Below are 18,080 nucleotides of genomic sequence, written 5' to 3'. Positions count from 1 at the left end.
TGAGATGTTTTGGCTGTTTTGATGGGGCTGAAAGATGAATAGGCAGATGGTCAAGGCGATGCTGGTATTTGCCACCACAGTAGAGAAGGGCACTATGAATGCCGCCGCCAGGCAGTTATGCATGAGTACTTCTGCCGTTAGTCAGCAGATATTCAAGCTGGAGCAGCAACTAGGGCTTGGGCTACTTAACCGCAGCACCAGGGCGTTGACGCCGACTGAGGCTGGAAAACTCTTTTACCAGAGTTGTGTGCAGATGATCGCACTTGCCGATGAGACTGAGCTGCAGTTGAGTCGATTGAAGGACTCTCCGGCCGGTGAGTTGCGGATAGCCGCCCCCGTGGGATTTGGTGGCGGCCTTCTCAGTGAGCCGTTAAGGCGTCTGTTGGAGGCGCATCCCGGCATTCAATTGACGCTGCAGTTGCAGGATGAGGTGGTAGATTTGGTGGGTTGCGCCCTAGACCTGGCTATCTGTATCGGGCCCTTGGCCGATTCGGCGCTGGTGGCTCATCATCTGGCCGATTGGCAGATGCTCTTGTGCGTGGCACCAGACTTTCTGCATCGGCGAGGGCGCTCTATGCCAAGCCATCCTGGTGAACTGCAGGATTGGGAGCGTCTGTGCCATAAGGGAAGTATGGTGCAGGACAATATGTTGAGTCATACCGTCAGTGGTGAGCAGCTGTCTTTAACGCCTGGGCGTCTGGCGGTCAACAATATGCAGAGTCTGATCCGCTTCACCCTGGATGGTTTGGGTTATGCGGCCTTACCGGAGCCTGAAGTGCAGCAGTTTTTGCAGCAGGGCACTTTGTTGCCTCTATTGCCTGACTGGCAACTGCCACAGTACAGCGTCTATGCCCTGACCGCAGGGCGTGAGGGGCAGGCGCCAAAAATCCGTGAGGCGATAGCGACCCTGGGGGCATGTTTCGCCGCTCATGGATCTCGTCCAGATTTTAAACCTTGAAATATAGTATGTTTTATCACCAAATCCGCTCACGGATGAAACGTTTTTGTATCAGTAACACCAAGCTGTGCTTGTCACTTAAGTGTTGATACTCAGAACTGGATTTGGATGTGACGATGAGCTTTCCAGCATGATAGCCGTGGTGCGACAAAGCACTTTATCAAGGCAAGAAACTTGGCCGCAACTGTTGGCAGTTGTCTGGTTCTGAGTGAGCTATAGCCGCTGGTTGAAAAATAGCGTGACTCACCAGCGACTGTCGTTTTCACAGGGACGGCCATCATTGTCGCCGTCCATCTTGGTGTTGGGGCAGTAACGGTTGAAGTATTCGGCTTCGGCCCTGGAGGTCATCTGGCTGCAATACTGGCGTCCATCGCAGTGGAATCTGACATCCATCTCCACAGAGTGACTGGCATAGCGCGGCGAGGTTTGAGCCGCTTCGCGGATACTCTTGCTTAGGGTGTTCTGGTGAATGTCGGTCAGCTGTTGCGGTTCATTACCGCTGAGCTTTACCCAACTCAGATAACAGGCATAACCAAAAATAAGATAAAAAAACAAAGCGTTTCATCTTTTTTCCTTAAGTATTTCGGCATCCTTGGCCAAATTGAAGTTGGCTTTGTATTTCTGAGTGGCTAGACAGTCCAAGGTGAAATTTTGCGTCGATATTGCAGCTTGTTCCGGGAAATGTTTCAACTTAAATTTGAGCTGCGCCACCCTGTTGCCGGGTGTCATGTTGTTTATTGTTCCGCCAAGGCTTGGAGCCTATTAACTTCGTCTTGCACTTGCTGCACATATTTGTCCCAGTAGCCCAACTGTCGAAATTCTTCCAGACAACAGCGATAGAGCTTGAGTTTGTGCTTGTTGGCCAACTGCGGTAGTAAGCAGATTTCCCCTTGATTTCTAGCATCCATTCTTTTAACTCCTGTCCGGCAATACAGCATGGCTTCCTGCCACGGTAGATAAGTTACTTTTTAATCAGTTGTTTGATAATGCCGGCTCGCCTGATAACCGTAATGTTGTGATTTTGCCAAACATAGCCAAACCCGATGCCACCAGGGTTTACCAAGGATAAGCTGGTAATCAATTAGAATGTTTTTGGCAGATTTCTTAATGGAAAATCAGTATAAGCTTAAGTAATCAAAGGCAAATCACTTACTTCTAAAGTATGGGTATTTCAAGAGCAGCTTTCCCTGTGAGGTATGCTTGGTTATGCTGCGCTATTGGCTGTATTGGGGGAATCATAATGGTCACAGCGTTTAGGCAACAGCAAGGCACGGCTTTGGTACTGGAGGGCGGCGGCCTGCGCGCCATTTATACCGCCGGGGTGCTGGATGCTTTCTTGGAAGCCGGGGTCATGTTTGATTATCAGGTAGGGGTTTCCGCCGGCGCTATCTATCCGGCTTCGTACCTTTCCAGGCAGAAAGGGCGTAACCTGTTAATTCAGCAGCGTTATCTTGCAGATAAGCGCTACATGGGCATGAGGCATCTGCTGAAGACGGGCAATTATGTCAATACTGACTTCACCTATAGACGTATGGCTCACGAGTTGCTGCCGTTCGATTTTGAGACCTTCCTGTCCTCGGGAGCCGAATTCAAGATAGGGGCTTTCAACTGCCTTTCCGGTGAAACTGACTTCTTTGGCATGAGTGATTTTGGTGGCCACGACGAGCTGTTGCAGATACTGATTGCCTCAAGCAGCCTGCCTTTTATCTCCAAACCCGTCGTCATCAATGGGGTGCCTTATCTTGATGGTGGCATTGCGGCACCTATTCCGCTAGAGCAAGCCAGAGTAGATGGCTATCAAAAACAACTGATTATCCTGACTCAGGCCGCAGATTACAGAAAGTCAGCCTTTAAATTTAAATGGCTGGCACAAAAAGCTTATCGGCGTTACCCCAAGGTTGTCGATGCTTTGCTGAGGCGTCATCAGGTGTACAACCAGGCACAACAGCAATTACAGCAGGCAGTTGCCGATGGAAGTGCCATGGTGCTCCAGCCTAAGATGGCGCTGGACTTGTCGAGGCTGGAGCGCGACATCAACAAGGTAGAGGCTGTGTATCATTTAGGGCTGGCCGATGGTCGTGAGGCATTGCCTGCTGTGTTGGCGTTTTGTTGCTATGCTGACAAGCCTAGCGACGCCCACAGAGCATAAATGACTCAGGAGCTTAGCGGGTCATTCCAAGTGAGTGTCAGCCTGAATGGCTGACACTAAGCTCGGGAAGTGGACTCAGGGACGCAGTGCCGGCATCCGGCCACGGGTTGGTCGCACACTGGACATTAGCATATAGATACAAGTTGTGGTCAGACACAAGCCCAGGTACATGGGCAACCCCTGCTGTTGCTGGAAGCCGTTGGCTACCAGAGGCCCGATAACCGAACCCACAGAGTAGCTGAGCAGCATAAGTTCGGTTGCCGCCACTATCTTGCTGCTGTCGAGGCTGTCACAGGCCAGCGTAATAGCGATAGGGTAAAGGGCGAAGGCGGCAGCCCCCAGCAGCAACAGGTTGAAGCCCATCACCAAAGTGCTGTGACTCAGCAGAATACCCACAACCCCGGCGGCGCCCAACAAACAGAAAAACGCCATCAAGAGAGTCTTGCTGAATCTGGGAGACAACCAACTGACCAGGGGTTGCACCAACATGGCTCCCAGGATCACTATGGCCATCAGTTTGCCCGTCAGTTGATGGTCACCCGTTTGCTCGCTGAGAAACACAGGCATCAGGCCATAGATGGGGCCCAATACCAAACCTGCAACCAGGCAGCCCATGATGGCAGGGCGACTGACATGCCTGACTTCTTTGAAGCTAATCTTCTGATGCTGTATTTTTTGTGGCTGGCAGCGCTTGGCCAGCAGTGGCGGCAATACGGCCAACACCAGTACTATCGCCACCAAAATATGCGGCATGGCACCATCGACACCCAATTGTCCCACACCCAGTTGTCCCAGAGCGTTACCGCCATAGAGTGAGCCTGTATAGAAGCCCAAACGCTTGGCTCTCTGCTTGGCGGTGTCGGCTATCAACAACCAGGACTCCACCACTACGAAGATGCCGGCCACGGCAATCCCGGCAATAAAGCGCGCCGCCAGCCAAAACTGACCATTAACCACCAAGGGCATGCCAGCCACTGTCGCCGCCAGCAGCAATAGAAACAGGATGAAGGCGCCTCTGTGTCCCAGGCGTGCCACGACAGGTGAAATACAAGTTGCCCCGAGTAGCAAGCCGAAATAGAAAATACTCGCCAGCCAAGCCGCCAGATCTGTTGCCAAGCCAAAACCGTCCAATGCCAGCGGCAGCAGACTCATATGATAGCCGGAAGCCAGAGCAAACAGGGTCAAACCCGCAACAGGTACCCAGGCACTGTTGTTGTGAGCGGTGGCGTGAGGTTGGGACAACTCAGACTCCAAATAGAAAAACGACCTTTTAAACGGAGATCTGTTTAAAAAGTCTGAATGGTGAAATTTTCCGCGAATATAGGAGTCTGTAGCGCTCGGGTAAAGTGAGTTTATTTTGTTGTCTTGGAAAGAAAATTTCACCAAAGTCTGGATGTTTAATAGTCTGTTTTAACTTTGAATAAATGTAAATAAAAACTCGCTTAAATGGCAATTTTTGCTGAGTTAAAACGGTGTTTTTAGCCGTTTGGCAATATCACCTCTTGTGGCCTTTGTTGTTGGCTGCGCTGCATTTAGTGTTTGCCCTGGGGTAAGATGGGGTCATTCGTTTCTGTGGATTATTTCTATGGCCAAGATTTTGCTCGTTGCCAACCTTAACTGTGACCGAATCTTATTGCTGGATAAACCCTTGCGTACCGGAGGCAGATTCCATTATCAGGATGGTGGCCAACGCTTGGGTGGTGGTGGCGCCAATACAGGCATAGGTCTGGAATGGGCCGGCCATAATGTGGCTCTGGTGAGTCAGGTTGGACGCGACGAGATGGGCGATTGGCTACTGGCCGAAGCCAGTACCCAAGGGTTGGATTGTCGCAGGGTGCAGCGGCGAGCAGGCAATACCTGTGAAATGCTGTTGGTGATGACCCCGGATGGCGAGCGCACCATTATTCGGCCGCAACGGCCGATATTTGAATTGCCGGCGCCGCCCAAGTGGTCGCAGTGGGATGCCTTATATATCAACTCATCCGCCGAAGGTGCGGTCAGTTGGGCGCGAACCGCGCTGGAACACACTCTGGTGGTGGCACAATTGGCCAAAGATGACAGGCCAAGACCCTGCCATGTATTGCTGTCTTCGGTAACAGATATGCAAGGACGCAGCGAGCTCAGCCCCTGGCAGTTTGGGCGTCAGATAGCCGGTGACGCACTTAAATACTTTATTGTGACTCAAGGCGAGCAGGGCGCGGTGTTATATCAGGAGGATGGTGAGGCTCTGATAGCTGCTGTTCCGGCGAAAGTGGTGGATACCACGGGTGCTGGTGATGCTTTTGCCGCCGGGCTTATCCATGGTTTGGTATCGGGAATGGCAGTGGAACAGGCCATGAAGGAAGCCTCTTTGTGGGCGGCTTTCGCGGTTGCCTCGGAAACCTCGATTCCGGGAGACGCCTTGCGTCAGTACCTGCAAGCACAGCAGGATTGAGTTTGTCATAAAAATCCCGCATCAGTGTCATGCCGCTGTCATCAAGAGTGCTTAATCTTGCTGGCGATCTTTGGTTAGAGCTTAAGGGCTCTGCGGGTTTCTCCCTTCTTATTTATGTGCTAACTGGCTTGCCCTGCTCTTTGAGCGGGGCTTTTTTATATCTTTTACCATTGTTTTTGAGGTCGGATTTTCGACAAGTTCTGTTAGTCACCTAACTGGAAGCAAAGGCGATGAGGACAGAGTTGTTCTATTTATAAAGCATTGTTGTCATACAGTGGACTCTCATTAACCGTTTCATTTTGGCATCGGACTCTGAGCCGAATTTAACCTGGGGCATGTGTTAATATTGGCATTACTGAGCTGCCGTCTTGGCAGATGATCGACTATCAGCCTGACTATAAATAGCAAGATGGCGTTGAAGAGAGCAAGTGCTGATTAAGGAAAGATATTAGGTATGTCGCGCTGTTATTGTGAACAATGTGGGTACCCAGAAACGGCCTGTGTTTGTACTGCAGTGTCTGCAATATATCCTGGTAGCCAGCTGCTGGTGCTGCAGCATCCTGCGGAGGTCGAGCATGCCAAAAATAGTGTGCGTTTGTTGCAGTTGGCCGTGCCGGACACCCGGGTGATAGTGGGAGAAACCGAGGCGGATTTTGCCGAGTTGAGAGCTGAACTGACAACAGATAGCATGCCGACTTTCTTGCTCTATCCTTCTGATAACAGTCAGCTGTTGCAGGCGGATGACTCATCAGAAGCTGTAAGGCTTATCCTGCTGGACGGCACCTGGCGCAAAACCTTGAAAATGTATCGGCTTAACCCTTGGTTACAGGCGTTGCCTCAAAGGCATTTGCCACTGGCGGTGCCGACAGCGTATCGCATCCGCAAGGCTAATCGCAGTGATAGCTTATCGACACTCGAGGCTGCAGCTGCAGCTCTGTCTCAGTTGGAGCCTGGGCTGGATGTGGCACCTATGTACGCATTACTTGCTGAGCTGGTGGAGCAGAGGCTACGGCGGATGCCGGCCAAAGTGCGTGAGCGGTATTGAGTAAGTGAGTAAGTAGTCGCGAAAATTCCGTGTAGATCACGACATTTATAAGTGAATCCGGTTTTAATGAGCCTACATCATCCTTGATGATGGAGTGGGACTGTCGGCTTACCGCTTTTGCAGGGGAGTGGTAGCAGAGTAACTCTGTTGCCGACAGTTCTGTTCACCCTTCTTAGTATCGAGCTCTTATAGATCAAAATGCGCCAAGGCAAACTGTTCTGGATGCAAGGGGTAACCGAAAAAGAATCCCTGAGCCAGTCCATCCCCCATTTGTCGTACCATATTATTTTGATATTCGGTTTCTATTCCTTCGGCAACAAATTTGAGTTCAAGTGCTTGTGACAGCTGTACTATGGCTTGGCACAAACGTTTGCCTTTTTGATGTTGTAATTGCTCGGCAAATTCACCGGCAATTTTTAGCCCATCCAGTGGCAGACTGCCCAAACGACTCAATGATGACAGCCCGGTACCGAAATCATCGAGAACTATTTTGACGCCCAGTGCCCTGAGCTGTTTGAGGGTTTGTTTGGCCTGACGTGGGTGGCCCAGCAATGCCGATTCGGTGATCTCCAGAATCAAGGCTTCTGCGGGAAGCTGATGATGTTGCAGTGCAGATTTTACCTGTTGGTAAAAGTCCAGGTGCTCTAATTGCAGCGGCGATATATTGACTGAAATAATAAAGTCGTTGTCCTGTTGCCGCCAAACAGCCAGTTGTCGGCAGGCTTGCTCTACGACCCAGTTGCCGACAGTGACTATTAGACCGGTTTCTTCAAGCAAGGGTACAAAATCGGCCGCTTCCAACAGTTCATGAGGACTCTTGTGCCAGCGCAGCAGTGCTTCGGCACCGGCCATATGGTTATCTTTGAGCCTGACTATGGGTTGATAAAACAGGCTTAGTTGTCCCAGACCCAAGGCGTGACGCAGATCGCCGAGCAGTTTAAGTTTATGTTCGGCGGCCTCACTCATGGAGCTGTCATAGAAATTGATATGGCTGGCGCTGCGTTTGGCACTGTACATGGCTGTGTCGGCTTGGCTCAGCAGTTCGGAAGGGTCTATCTCCTGGTTGCCAAAAAGGCTGATACCTATACTGGTACCCAGGTAAAACTTTTGTCCTTCCAGTTCAAATGGGGTCTCGAATAGAGCCAATATCTGCTGTGCAAAAAGGTAGATATCTTCCCTGTCGCGGCAATCTTGCAACACCAGAGTAAATTCATCGCCGCCCATACGGGCGATATCGGCTCTCTCTATACAACCGGCTTCCAGCCTGGCGGCGACCAGTTGCAGTATTCTGTCCCCCATGGAATGACCGAAACAGTCGTTGACATGTTTAAAGCCGTTGAGGTCCAGAAACATCAAGGCTCCCGTGGTTGGCTTTCCTTGGTTGAAGGCCTCTAGACTGGCTCTGAGAACCTGGCGCAGCTTGCGCTTCATATGACGGCGATTGGGAAGCCCTGTCAGCATGTCAAACATGGCTTGTTCTGTCAGGCGTGATTCCAGCTGTTTACGCTCGCTGATATCGCTGAAGATGGTGACCAGATAACAACCGGATTCAGTCTGCAACCTGCGACTGCTCTGCCAGGCGGGGAAGTGACTGCCATCGACCCGGGTATGGCTGACCTCTCCCTGCCAGAAGTCCCGCTGCGCCAGCGCAGCACGACATTCTCTCTGCTTGGGATCGTTTGCGGTTTCGAGGATCTGCAACTGCTGACCTATCAGCTGCGCCTGACTAAAGCCGCAAAGACGGCAGAGGGCTCGATTGACCGCAAGGATTTTGCCCGAGGTATCACTGATGACAACGGCTTCGGCACTTTCTTCGAGAATTCCGGCCAATACGCTGCGGGGCAGCAGGCCGAATACGTCTTGAGCTTCACCTCTGGGACTAAGGCGACGATCCAAGGCTTCGAACCTCACCAAGATCATCTTATTACTATCTATTCTGACGGGTTCCAGGTAGAGGCGGGTTGGCAGCTCTTTGCCGTGGCGATTGAGGTGTAACCACTCCTGTACTTGAGAGCTGGCCGCCGCGGCTTGCATGAGTTTTTTGGCCAACTCTATACTGCTCTGACCGCCTAATTGCAGTCGGGGAGCAAAGTCGTAGAGAGTGGCATCGAGAATTTCCTGGTGAACACAGGCGAAGTAATCCAATGCTGCCTGATTGGCGGCAAAAATTTTGCACCCCATGAATAAGGCCAGAGGTGTCGAGTGAGGCTCGCTGCGCCAGAGTTGCAACTGGGGGCCGAGTTTTGTGTCGGCCACCAGGCTCTGTAACAGTTGTGTCCATCGGATCATCCAGGATACTCCCTTGTCGTTCTCCGTTGAGAACCACTTCCCTTTGTTATGTTTACACAGCTCCGCATATTCGGCTTTTCAACCAACAGGAAGGAAGCTAACACTTCCGACTATGTGGTGACCTGCCTTGCACCCTATAGCTTATTGGTTGGGCAAACGGTTATGTGGAACAGCATTTCAATCCGTTAGTTTAAAGCTAAACAGATCTACTCTTTGGCTCAATCAAAATTTCGTTTTGTTGCTAAAAACCTTCATTATCGGTCAAACTGGTGAAAAAATGTGTGATAGTCCTTGGAAGATGGATTTTTGTTCTCTCTAAGCAGGAGCGAATTTTGGCGAGATTAATACTGTTATTGAGCTGGTTGCTGGCCTTTGGCGTGAGTGCGGCTGATTTGACTCAACTGAGTGAAAAGGCCAGTGAAGATGCCCGGCGTCTGGAGCAGGAGCAACTGGAAAAAGCCAGGGCCGCCGCCACGGAAACTGCCGAGCGGGAACAGAAGGTGCTCAAACGCCAGCAATCGGGAGATTGGCAGGAGGAGCAAAGGTTAAAAGCCAGTAAACAGTTTGATGAGAGGGCGCAGCGGGAACAGAAATACCTGCAGGAAGCCAAAGAGGCGGCGGCCAAAGAGCGTAAAATCGACGAGCCCAAGATGAAGAAGCTGAAACAGAAGAAAATAGAGCCTTAAGCCAAATCAGTACTTCAGCCCCCCAAGTTAAAGTGTTTGCCGTTTAACTAAACTTGGAGGTCTTCAATAACGGCTGACGCTCAATTTACTATTAGTAGAACCTCTAGCCGAGCCAATATTAAACGGCAACTGAGCAAGACCGCTGAAATGATAGCGCAAGCCAATGGCACTGAGGCGAAGACAGAGGCAGTCCAAGGCTATCCTGTGCTGGTGAACAGTGCTGAATTGGTAGCCGAAGTCAGGCCCTTGCTGGAGCAAGTGGTCGGCAAGGGGAGAGGCTGGTGGAACCCGGGCTTATCACATGGGCTGAGAACTTTGCTTTCTACGCGCAAGAAACCCCGGGAGTTTTCTTCTTTCTTGGGGTAACGCCTAAGGGGACTGACCCGTCAACGGCGGCCAGCAATCACTCCCCCTATTTCTATGCCGATGAAGCAGCGTTCAATACGGGGATAGAGGCGTTGACCACACTGGCACTCTCCAGCTTAAGCAGCAAATAAACCGTACGGGATAAAGCACTTTGCTTACAAAATCTGACAATTCTGTATCACTTGTTACTTGATTTGCAGTGCTTTTTTACCCGATATTGGATCTTTTGAAATCAGCAATCAGCCAAGGAGCGACCCAATGAAGCGTACGCTGACCGCCCTGCTGATGTCAGCCAGCCTTCTTGGGGCGGCGACAACACAGGCGACCACGGCCGAAGATATTCAGAGTTTTACCCTGAATAACGGCATGAAAATCATGGTATTGGAAGATTCATCCATTCCCAATGCCAACATGTATCTGTTTTGGAAGGTGGGCTCACGCAACGAGGTGCCCGGGATCACAGGGATCTCTCACTTCTTCGAGCATATGATGTTCAATGGCTCCAAGAAATACGGCCCCAAGATGTTTGACCGCACCATGGAAGCGGCCGGTGGCGCCAACAACGCCTACACTACTGAAAACGTGACCGTTTATACCGACTGGTTCCCTTCCAATGCTCTGGAAACCATTTTTGATCTGGAAGCCGATCGGATTGCGGCGCTGGATATCAATGCAGAGATGGTAGAGAGTGAGCGCGGCGTAGTTGCCTCAGAACGTACCACAGGGCTGGAAAACTCCAACTGGCGTACCCTGCAGGAAGAGGTAAAAGGTGTGGCCTTCAGGGCGCATCCTTATAGCTGGTCAGTGATTGGCCATGAATCTGATATTGCGGCCTGGACCTTGGAAGATCTGGTGCAGTATCACAAGACCTACTATGCCCCCAACAATGCGGTTGTGGTGATTGCCGGTGACGTTAAGCTGGCCGAGGTCAAGCGTCTGGCCCAGCGTTACTTTGGCCCTATCCCGGCGCAAGAGCCACCCAAGGCGGTGAAGACAGTCGAGCCGCTGCAAAAAGGGGAACGACGGGTCTTCGTCAAGAAAGAGTCTGTCAGCACGCCTAATATCATGCTGGCCTATCACGTACCGGCCACCACCAATAAAGACTATTACGCGCTGGATCTGCTGACCTCGATTCTGAGTGAAGGCAACAGCTCGCGTCTCTACAAGGCTTTGGTGGACCAGCAGTTGGCGATTGCCGCCGAGACTTATATGCCCATGTCTTTTGACCCCAACCTGTTGTACATCCTTGGGGTGGCGGCCCCAGGTGTCAGCGCCACCACTCTGGAACAGGCATTGATTGAAGAGGTCAACCGTATTGCCCGTGACGGCGTTAAGGTTGAAGAGTTGGAAAAAGCCAAAAATATCAAGCTGATGGATTTCTATCGCAGTATGGAAACCATCAATGGCAAGGCCAATACCCTGGGCACCTACGAACTTTATTTCGGTAGCTTCGACAAGCTGTTCCAGGCACCGGATGCCTATAACCAGGTCACAGTGGCCGACATTCAAAGGGTGGCAGAAACATACCTGCGCCGGGCCAACCGCACTGTGGGGGTACTGGCTGCACAAGAGGAGGCGGATCAATGAGCAAGGTTTTTTCTCTCAAGGCCTCTCTGGGCGCCGTGGCCATTGCTGCAGCCTTGATGGTTTCAGGTTGTCAGTCTACCCAGGTGAAGGTGAGCCAGGATACCGGCCACTTTGTACTGCCAACTTATGAAAGAGTCACTCTGGGTAACGGCCTGACGCTGATGCTGATGCCGCAGAAAGAGGTGCCGTTGATCACCCTGAACGCCGTGGTGAAAGTCGGCAGCGTCAATGACACCACAGCCGGTGTGGCAGAGGTGACGGCTCAGGGCTTGTTGCTTGGCGCCGCCGGTCGCACCAAGGCCAGCATAGAGCAGGAGGTGGACTTTCTCGGTGCCAGTCTGAATGCCGATGCCGGCCGTGAGGGCAGTTACCTCAGTGCCGATTTTATGGCCAAAGATGCTGATACCATGCTGGGATTGTTTGCCGATGTGCTGACCCGTCCCGACTTTGATGCTAGCGAGTTTGATAAACTCAAGAACCGCAGAGTCGCCGAGCTGGCGCAGGAGAAAGAGAGTCCCAAGTCTGTGATTGGGCGCTACTTCAACAAGTTGGTCTTCGGTCAGCATCCTTATGGCAATGCCACTTCGGGAACCAGCGAATCTGTGTCCCAGTTGACGGTCAACCAGCTGAGAGCCTTCCACAAGGGCTACTATCAACCGGCCAATACCGCTATCAGCGTGGTGGGCGATTTCGACCCGGCGCAGATGAAGGCCAAGCTGCAGGCGGCATTCGGTCAATGGAGCAACAGTGAATCGCTGCGTGCCGTTGACCTCAAGCAGGGGCTGCCGACTCTGTCTGCCAGCCGAGTCTTGCTGGTGGATAAGTCGGACGCGATAGAGACCACCTTCACCATAGGTGGCCTGGGTGTGACTCAGGATAACCCTGACTATGTGGGCCTGACTGTGGTCAACACCATACTCGGTGGCCGTTTTACCTCCTGGCTCAACGATGAGCTGAGGGTGAATGCCGGTTTAACCTATGGCGCGCGCTCGGGTTTCGTCCCCTATCGTGACTCAGGGGTGTTTATGATCAGTACTTTCACCAAGTCGGCTACTACAGAGGAAGCCATTGACTTGGCACTCAAGACCTACAGCCGCCTGTGGCAGAAAGGGATAGATCAGCAGACTCTGGATTCGGCCAAGGCCTACGTCAAAGGCCAGTTCCCGCCCAAGTTTGAAACCAGCGGCCAGTTGGCAGGTCTGCTGTCAGACATGTACCTGTACGGTTTTGATGAGTCCTATATCAATCAATTCCAGCAACGGGTGGATGGACTGACTCTGGCGCAGACCAAGCAGTTGGTTGACAACTACTTCCCCAAGGATAAGTTGCAGATGGTGCTGATTGGCAGTGGCGACAAGATAGCCCCGATAGCGGCCAAGTATGGCGAGGTGACCCGGGTCGATATCAAGGATGTCGGTTTCGGCGGTTAATCCTTTCATGGCAGTCAAACAACGCTTCTTGTTGTTTGACTGTCTTGCTTGGAGCACAGTGATTCAGACACATTCCCGGTAAAGTTAATCTGCAATTGCCTGTCATAACACCGGAAGCTTTTTACCACTATGATCGCTACATCATAGTCCCCCTAATGAGTTTCCTGTTGAACGCTAAAGTGTGATATCAGTTCTATTGGATAGACGATTGACTTGTTTGAGTATGTTTAACCGCTGAAGGCTGAAATAGTCGGTTAATCCCGTTACAATGCTGCTTTTATTTGCAGTGAAAGCTTTAGATGTCAGCCCTAGTCCACTCCCTTAAATCCTTGAACACTTTTGGAATCGATTGTTATTGTCGGGAACTCATCAGAGTGAGTTCTACCGCTGAGCTTGTCCGGGCTTGTATGCAGCACAAGGATGATGATGTCCCTATGCTGATCCTCGGTGGCGGCAGTAATCTATTGTTGCTTGAGGATTATCAAGGGAGCGTGATTCAAGTCGCTACCAAGGGAATCGACGTCAGTGAGGACCAAGCGCATTTCTATTTAAAGGTTGCCGCCGGTGAAAACTGGCATGAATTGGTTTGTGAAACGCTTAAGCTGGGGATGCCGGGACTTGAGAATATGGCTCTTATCCCTGGAACGGTTGGTGCTGCGCCGATTCAAAACATAGGTGCCTATGGGGTTGAACTGTGCCAGGTATGTGACTGGGTTGAGTATCTGGATCTGCAAACCGGGGGGATAACTCGTCTCGAGGCCGCTGATTGTGGTTTTGGCTATCGAGAGTCAATTTTCAAAAACGAGCTCAAGGGCAGGGCTGTGATCACCTCTGTCGGCTTGAAACTGCCTAAAGACTGGCAGCCCAAACTGAGTTATGGGCCGTTGCAGTCACTTGCTGAAGAGACAAAAGTGACCGCGCCTATGATTTTTAAGCAGGTATGTCAGGTTCGTCAGGAAAAACTGCCTAACCCTACCGTGCTTGGCAATGCTGGCAGCTTTTTCAAGAATCCAGTGGTTGCTGCTGCCGACTATCTTAAGTTGGCCGAACGCTTTCCTGATTTGGTGGGTTATGCTCAGCAGGATGGTACTGTTAAGTTGGCCGCGGGCTGGCTTATCGATAAGGCAGGTTTGAAAGGTTTCCAGATGGGAGCTGCCGCAGTTCATGATAAGCAAGCCTTGGTGCTGGTGAATAAAGGCGGCGCCAGCGGTGAAGATGTGGCTAATTTGGCGCGGGAAATTATCAGGCAAGTGCAAACGCGTTTCGGTGTTGAATTACTACCCGAGCCGCGAATTTTTGCGGCAACAGGAGAGAGGAGTCTCTGACGATGACCGAACAGTGGAAGCGCAAGCGGGAAATATTACAGCTGTTGCAGCAGGGTGAGTTTGTTTCCGGCGAGATACTGGCCGAACAGCTCGGTATCAGCCGTACCGCCGTCAGCAAGCATATCAGCGCCTTGGCCGCCTTTGGGATCGATATTTTCAGCGTGAAAGGCAAAGGTTATAAGTTAGCGAGAAGTTTGCATCTTATCGACAAGCCGCGTTTGCTTTCCGCTATAGATAACCGCTGCTTTTACTTTGATGAGTTGGCTGGTACCAACACCTTCCTGCTCAACCATGTCGATGAATTGAGTAATGGTGATCTCTGTATTGCCGAGTACCAATCGGCTGGACGAGGGCGTAGAGGACGCCAGTGGTTGTCGCCCTACGGCAGTCACCTCTACTTTTCCCTGTACTGGCAGTTCTCTCAAGGTCTTTCCCAGGCGATGGGCTTAAGTCTGGTGGTCGCCTGTTCTCTGGTTAGTGTGTTGGAGTCTTTCGGTATTACAGGTTTGGGAGTGAAGTGGCCCAATGATATCTATCTCGATGGCCGTAAACTTGCCGGTGTACTGATTGAAATGAGTGGTACTGCCGACAGCGAATGCGATCTGGTGATCGGAATAGGCTTGAATATGGCTATGCCTGCTGAACTGGGTGAACAACTGGATCAACCCTGGAGCGATCTCAGTGGCCTTGATTCTATGCCGGACAAGACGGAGTTGGCTATTAATCTTTACCAACAGTTATTGAAAGATATTAAGCTGTTTGAAACTCAAGGATTGGCGGCATTCAGCACCAGGTGGCAGAGTGCCGATATCTTTGCCGGTCAACAGGTCAAACTGCTGCTGGGTGAGCAGCAGATTAGCGGCCACTACCTGGGAGTGGATGAGCAAGGCGGCGTTATCCTGCAGACAGATACAGGCACACAGCATTTTGTTGGTGGGGAAATCAGTTTACGCGGTGCTTGATTATTTTCGCAGTAGCACTTGATCCATCAGGTGGTCCTGACCTTTTTTCAGAATAAGATGTGCCCGCTCGCGGGTGGGCTCGATATTCAGATTCAGGTTCGGGCCGTTGATAGTGTCCCAGATATTGGCGGCTATATGTTCGGCTTCGGCATCGCTCAGCTTGGCATAGTGGTGGAAATAGGAGCGTTCATTGGCAAAAGCTGTATGCCGGAACTGCAGGAACCTGTCTATATACCAATGTTTCAGCAGTGATTCGTCCGCATCTACATAGATAGAGAAGTCTACGAAATCAGAAACAAAAGGCCGCTTGATACTCACTGGAGAATCCAGCTCTGTCTGCAGTACATTCAAGCCTTCCAGGATCAAAATGTCCGGCTGTCTGACCTGCTGCACTTCGGGAAGCCGGTCGTAACTGATGTGGGAATATAGAGGAGCCTCGACCAACTCGGCGCCTGACTTAATGGCGGCGATAAACTCCACCAATAGCTTCATGTCATAGCTTTCCGGAAAGCCCTTACGCTGCAACAACCCTTTTTGTTTCAGCTCGGCCAGCGGGTAGAGAAAACCATCAGTGGTAATCAGATCGACTTTAGGGTGTTCGGGCCAATGGCTCAACAGTGCCTGCAGGATACGGGCTGTAGTGCTTTTCCCTACGGCGACACTGCCGGCAATACTGATAATGTATGGGCTCTTCGCTGGGGTTTGCCCCAAAAACTCATTTAACACCAAACCTCTTTGCTGCTTGGCGCCAACGATCAAGTTAAGCAGACGGCTGAGGGGCAGATAGATGTCGGTAACTTCTGTGAGGGAAACTTTTTCGTTAATCCCCCGCAGCTTCTTCAATTCGGTTTCGCTCAAGGTCAAAGGCACAGACTCACGAAGTTCGGCCCATTGCTGGCGGTGAAAAGGCATATACAATGCCTGTTGAATTGAGTTGGCTGTTGTCATCTGATTTCCTCTGCTCAGGCAAGGCACAGTACACCATGAATTATTCGTGAACAATAAAAAATCCCTATGCCAGACCGAATTGTTTATCCCGTGTACAAAGGGTTAGGGGGAAGTCTAATCGCTACGCAGTGCCAGAGTAAAAAAACACCATTCAGGGCTTTTTTGCGAAAAAAAACCAATTTACTATTGCACTCGACCCAACATTTACCTAATATCCGCTACCGAAATGAAGTGCCGGCATAGCTCAGTTGGTAGAGCAACTGACTTGTAATCAGTAGGTCCCGAGTTCGACTCTTGGTGCCGGCACCAATTTTATTGGAGGGGTTCCCGAGTGGCCAAAGGGATCAGACTGTAAATCTGACGGCTCCGCCTTCGAAGGTTCGAATCCTTCTCCCTCCACCATTTTCAAGGTAAGTAGGTAGCCTTAAGTAGGTTGCGCGGGCATCGTATAATGGTATTACTCCAGCCTTCCAAGCTGATAACGCGGGTTCGATTCCCGCTGCCCGCTCCAAATTTGCATGCTGATATGGCTCAGGTGGTAGAGCGCATCCTTGGTAAGGATGAGGTCGGCAGTTCGAATCTGCCTATCAGCACCAGCCTCTCTTAAATTCTACTTCTACCTTTATAATCTGTTCGATGACATTCATTTGCATCGGACTTTTTCACTATATATGGTTTCACCACCAGAAAATCTTAGATTGAGGCAATACCATGTCTAAAGCTAAATTTGAACGTAGTAAGCCCCACGTTAACGTGGGCACCATTGGTCACGTTGACCATGGTAAAACCACTCTGACTGCTGCTATCTCAACTGTACTGTCTAAGACTTACGGTGGTGAGGCGCGTGACTTTGCAGCGATCGATAACGCTCCAGAAGAGCGTGAGCGCGGTATTACCATCAATACCTCTCACATCGAGTATGACACTCCAACTCGTCACTACGCCCACGTAGACTGCCCAGGTCACGCTGACTATGTTAAAAACATGATCACCGGTGCTGCCCAGATGGACGGCGCAATCCTGGTAGTAGCTTCTACTGACGGCCCAATGCCACAGACTCGTGAGCACATCCTGCTGTCTCGTCAGGTAGGTGTACCTTTCATCATCGTATTCATGAACAAGTGTGACATGGTAGACGATGAAGAGCTGCTGGAACTGGTAGAGATGGAAGTTCGTGAACTGCTGTCTGAGTACGATTTCCCAGGTGATGACCTGCCAGTAATTCAGGGTTCTGCTCTGAAAGCTCTGGAAGGCGACGCTCAGTGGGAAGCCAAGATCATTGAACTGGCAGAAGCACTGGATACCTACATCCCTGAGCCAGAGCGTGATATCGATAAGCCATTCCTGCTGCCTATCGAAGACGTATTCTCAATCTCTGGTCGCGGTACTGTAGTAACAGGTCGTGTAGAGCGCGGTATCATCAAAGTTGGTGACGAAGTAGAAATCGTGGGTATCCACGACACTACCAAGACCACCTGTACTGGTGTAGAAATGTTCCGTAAGCTGCTGGACGAAGGTCGTGCCGGTGAGAACTGCGGTATCCTGCTGCGTGGTACCAAGCGTGATGAAGTAGAGCGTGGTCAAGTACTGGCTAAGCCTGGTTCAATCACTCCACACACCAAGTTCGAATCAGAAGTTTACGTCCTGTCTAAAGAAGAAGGTGGTCGTCACACTCCATTCTTCAAAGGCTACCGTCCACAGTTCTACTTCCGTACAACTGACGTGACCGGTACTATCGAACTGCCAGAAGGCGTAGAGATGGTAATGCCAGGTGACAACATCAAGATGACAGTAACTCTGATCTGCCCAATCGCGATGGACGAAGGTCTGCGCTTCGCAATCCGTGAAGGTGGCCGTACAGTTGGTGCTGGTGTTGTAGCTAAGATCATCGCTTAATTGCG

The 18,080-nt window shown here is 51.1% G+C and carries 16 protein-coding genes and 4 tRNA genes; 15 read left to right on the top strand and 5 right to left on the bottom strand.

Translation table 11 applies throughout. The annotated features are described in order from the left end of the window. The first annotated feature begins 34 nt into the window (after positions 1 to 34). Positions 35 to 958 (top strand): LysR family transcriptional regulator, encoded by a 924-nt coding sequence (locus tag ACMHXE_RS11035; RefSeq protein ID WP_101053137.1) that lies wholly within the window; start codon positions 35 to 37, stop codon positions 956 to 958. A 243-nt stretch (positions 959 to 1,201) separates the two neighbouring features. On the opposite strand, the gene ACMHXE_RS11030 is transcribed toward ACMHXE_RS11035, so the two are convergent. Together ACMHXE_RS11030 and ACMHXE_RS11025 are read right to left on the bottom strand one after the other, a co-directional pair. After that, on the bottom strand, positions 1,202 to 1,513 hold the full coding sequence (locus ACMHXE_RS11030) for an excalibur calcium-binding domain-containing protein (protein WP_373296786.1): 312 nt from the start codon (positions 1,511 to 1,513) through the stop codon (positions 1,202 to 1,204). A gap of 179 nt (positions 1,514 to 1,692) precedes the next feature. Beyond that, a complete protein-coding gene (locus ACMHXE_RS11025) occupies positions 1,693 to 1,866 on the bottom strand; it encodes a hypothetical protein (RefSeq protein WP_157822656.1) in 174 nt (57 codons plus the stop codon). A 332-nt stretch (positions 1,867 to 2,198) separates the two neighbouring features. On the opposite strand from ACMHXE_RS11025, the gene ACMHXE_RS11020 reads away from it, so the two are divergent. Then, entirely contained in the window at positions 2,199 to 3,107 is a 909-nt protein-coding gene (locus ACMHXE_RS11020; protein ID WP_101053135.1) for a patatin family protein, read from the top strand. Between the two features lie 75 nt (positions 3,108 to 3,182). On the opposite strand, the gene ACMHXE_RS11015 is transcribed toward ACMHXE_RS11020, so the two are convergent. Further along, complete coding sequence (locus ACMHXE_RS11015; protein WP_101053133.1) at positions 3,183 to 4,349, bottom strand: MFS transporter; 1,167 nt, start codon at positions 4,347 to 4,349, stop codon at positions 3,183 to 3,185. A 343-nt stretch (positions 4,350 to 4,692) separates the two neighbouring features. Between ACMHXE_RS11015 and ACMHXE_RS11010 the strand changes: the two genes are divergently transcribed. Together ACMHXE_RS11010 and ACMHXE_RS11005 are read left to right on the top strand one after the other, a co-directional pair. After that, positions 4,693 to 5,541, top strand: coding sequence for a PfkB family carbohydrate kinase (locus ACMHXE_RS11010; protein WP_101053131.1), 849 nt, complete (start codon positions 4,693 to 4,695; stop codon positions 5,539 to 5,541). Positions 5,542 to 5,995: 454 nt separating this feature from the next. Then, positions 5,996 to 6,586: a tRNA-uridine aminocarboxypropyltransferase gene (locus ACMHXE_RS11005; RefSeq protein WP_101053129.1), complete on the top strand. Its 591-nt coding sequence runs from the start codon at positions 5,996 to 5,998 to the stop codon at positions 6,584 to 6,586. 186 nt (positions 6,587 to 6,772) lie between these two features. Here the strand turns inward: ACMHXE_RS11005 and ACMHXE_RS11000 are convergent, their stop codons facing one another. Then, positions 6,773 to 8,875 (bottom strand): putative bifunctional diguanylate cyclase/phosphodiesterase, encoded by a 2,103-nt coding sequence (locus tag ACMHXE_RS11000; protein ID WP_101053127.1) that lies wholly within the window; start codon positions 8,873 to 8,875, stop codon positions 6,773 to 6,775. Positions 8,876 to 9,207: 332 nt separating this feature from the next. Here ACMHXE_RS11000 and ACMHXE_RS10995 point away from each other — a divergent pair, with 332 nt between their 5' ends. The 6 genes from ACMHXE_RS10995 (at position 9,208) to birA (ending at position 15,231) form a co-directional block, all read left to right on the top strand. Then, positions 9,208 to 9,561 (top strand): hypothetical protein, encoded by a 354-nt coding sequence (locus ACMHXE_RS10995; protein WP_226565614.1) that lies wholly within the window; start codon positions 9,208 to 9,210, stop codon positions 9,559 to 9,561. Positions 9,562 to 9,842: 281 nt separating this feature from the next. Continuing rightward, positions 9,843 to 10,058: a hypothetical protein gene (locus ACMHXE_RS10990; RefSeq protein ID WP_146225985.1), complete on the top strand. Its 216-nt coding sequence runs from the start codon at positions 9,843 to 9,845 to the stop codon at positions 10,056 to 10,058. Positions 10,059 to 10,185: 127 nt separating this feature from the next. After that, a complete protein-coding gene (locus ACMHXE_RS10985; protein ID WP_101053123.1) occupies positions 10,186 to 11,514 on the top strand; it encodes a M16 family metallopeptidase in 1,329 nt (442 codons plus the stop codon). Between the two features lie 56 nt (positions 11,515 to 11,570). Further along, positions 11,571 to 12,944 carry a M16 family metallopeptidase gene (locus tag ACMHXE_RS10980; RefSeq protein WP_373296787.1) on the top strand — a complete coding sequence of 458 codons (1,374 nt, stop codon included), beginning with the start codon at positions 11,571 to 11,573 and terminating at the stop codon, positions 12,942 to 12,944. A 299-nt stretch (positions 12,945 to 13,243) separates the two neighbouring features. Further along, positions 13,244 to 14,269: a UDP-N-acetylmuramate dehydrogenase gene (murB, locus tag ACMHXE_RS10975; RefSeq protein WP_101053119.1), complete on the top strand. Its 1,026-nt coding sequence runs from the start codon at positions 13,244 to 13,246 to the stop codon at positions 14,267 to 14,269. A 2-nt stretch (positions 14,270 to 14,271) separates the two neighbouring features. After that, the gene (gene birA, locus ACMHXE_RS10970) at positions 14,272 to 15,231 is read left to right on the top strand and encodes a bifunctional biotin--[acetyl-CoA-carboxylase] ligase/biotin operon repressor BirA (RefSeq protein ID WP_101053117.1); all 960 of its coding nucleotides are present in this window, start codon (positions 14,272 to 14,274) and stop codon (positions 15,229 to 15,231) included. Here birA and coaA read toward each other — a convergent pair whose 3' ends face one another. After that, positions 15,232 to 16,179 (bottom strand): type I pantothenate kinase, encoded by a 948-nt coding sequence (gene coaA, locus ACMHXE_RS10965; protein ID WP_039036033.1) that lies wholly within the window; start codon positions 16,177 to 16,179, stop codon positions 15,232 to 15,234. A 233-nt stretch (positions 16,180 to 16,412) separates the two neighbouring features. Between coaA and ACMHXE_RS10960 the strand changes: the two genes are divergently transcribed. From ACMHXE_RS10960 to tuf, 5 genes are all read left to right on the top strand, one after another. Beyond that, positions 16,413 to 16,488 (top strand) — tRNA-Thr (locus tag ACMHXE_RS10960). An 8-nt stretch (positions 16,489 to 16,496) separates the two neighbouring features. Then, positions 16,497 to 16,581, top strand: a tRNA-Tyr gene (locus ACMHXE_RS10955). A gap of 35 nt (positions 16,582 to 16,616) precedes the next feature. Next, positions 16,617 to 16,690, top strand: a tRNA-Gly gene (locus ACMHXE_RS10950). Positions 16,691 to 16,699: 9 nt separating this feature from the next. Beyond that, a tRNA-Thr gene (locus ACMHXE_RS10945) sits at positions 16,700 to 16,775 on the top strand. A 115-nt stretch (positions 16,776 to 16,890) separates the two neighbouring features. Then, a complete protein-coding gene (gene tuf / locus ACMHXE_RS10940; protein ID WP_071239068.1) occupies positions 16,891 to 18,075 on the top strand; it encodes an elongation factor Tu in 1,185 nt (394 codons plus the stop codon). The last annotated feature ends 5 nt before the right edge of the window (positions 18,076 to 18,080 follow it).

The sequence above is a fragment of the Shewanella sp. BJSY2023SW007 genome, from assembly GCF_047314525.1.
Classification (GTDB): Bacteria; Pseudomonadota; Gammaproteobacteria; order Enterobacterales; family Shewanellaceae; genus Shewanella; species Shewanella chilikensis.
The sequence above is the reverse complement of the archived record's forward strand: the minus strand, read 5'-3'. Positions and strand labels throughout refer to the sequence as shown.

Bases quoted from the DNA above. Each gene is read 5' to 3' on its own strand.
- ACMHXE_RS11035 (WP_101053137.1), top strand. From the start codon at position 35: ATGAATAGGCAGATGGTCAAGGCGATGCTGGTATTTGCCACCACAGTA.
- ACMHXE_RS11025 (WP_157822656.1), bottom strand. From the start codon at position 1,866: ATGGATGCTAGAAATCAAGGGGAAATCTGCTTACTACCGCAGTTGGCC.
- ACMHXE_RS11020 (WP_101053135.1), top strand. From the start codon at position 2,199: ATGGTCACAGCGTTTAGGCAACAGCAAGGCACGGCTTTGGTACTGGAG.
- ACMHXE_RS11010 (WP_101053131.1), top strand. From the start codon at position 4,693: ATGGCCAAGATTTTGCTCGTTGCCAACCTTAACTGTGACCGAATCTTA.
- ACMHXE_RS11005 (WP_101053129.1), top strand. From the start codon at position 5,996: ATGTCGCGCTGTTATTGTGAACAATGTGGGTACCCAGAAACGGCCTGT.
- ACMHXE_RS11000 (WP_101053127.1), bottom strand. From the start codon at position 8,875: ATGATCCGATGGACACAACTGTTACAGAGCCTGGTGGCCGACACAAAA.
- ACMHXE_RS10985 (WP_101053123.1), top strand. From the start codon at position 10,186: ATGAAGCGTACGCTGACCGCCCTGCTGATGTCAGCCAGCCTTCTTGGG.
- ACMHXE_RS10980 (WP_373296787.1), top strand. From the start codon at position 11,571: ATGGTTTCAGGTTGTCAGTCTACCCAGGTGAAGGTGAGCCAGGATACC.
- murB (WP_101053119.1), top strand. From the start codon at position 13,244: ATGTCAGCCCTAGTCCACTCCCTTAAATCCTTGAACACTTTTGGAATC.
- birA (WP_101053117.1), top strand. From the start codon at position 14,272: ATGACCGAACAGTGGAAGCGCAAGCGGGAAATATTACAGCTGTTGCAG.
- coaA (WP_039036033.1), bottom strand. From the start codon at position 16,179: ATGACAACAGCCAACTCAATTCAACAGGCATTGTATATGCCTTTTCAC.
- tuf (WP_071239068.1), top strand. From the start codon at position 16,891: ATGTCTAAAGCTAAATTTGAACGTAGTAAGCCCCACGTTAACGTGGGC.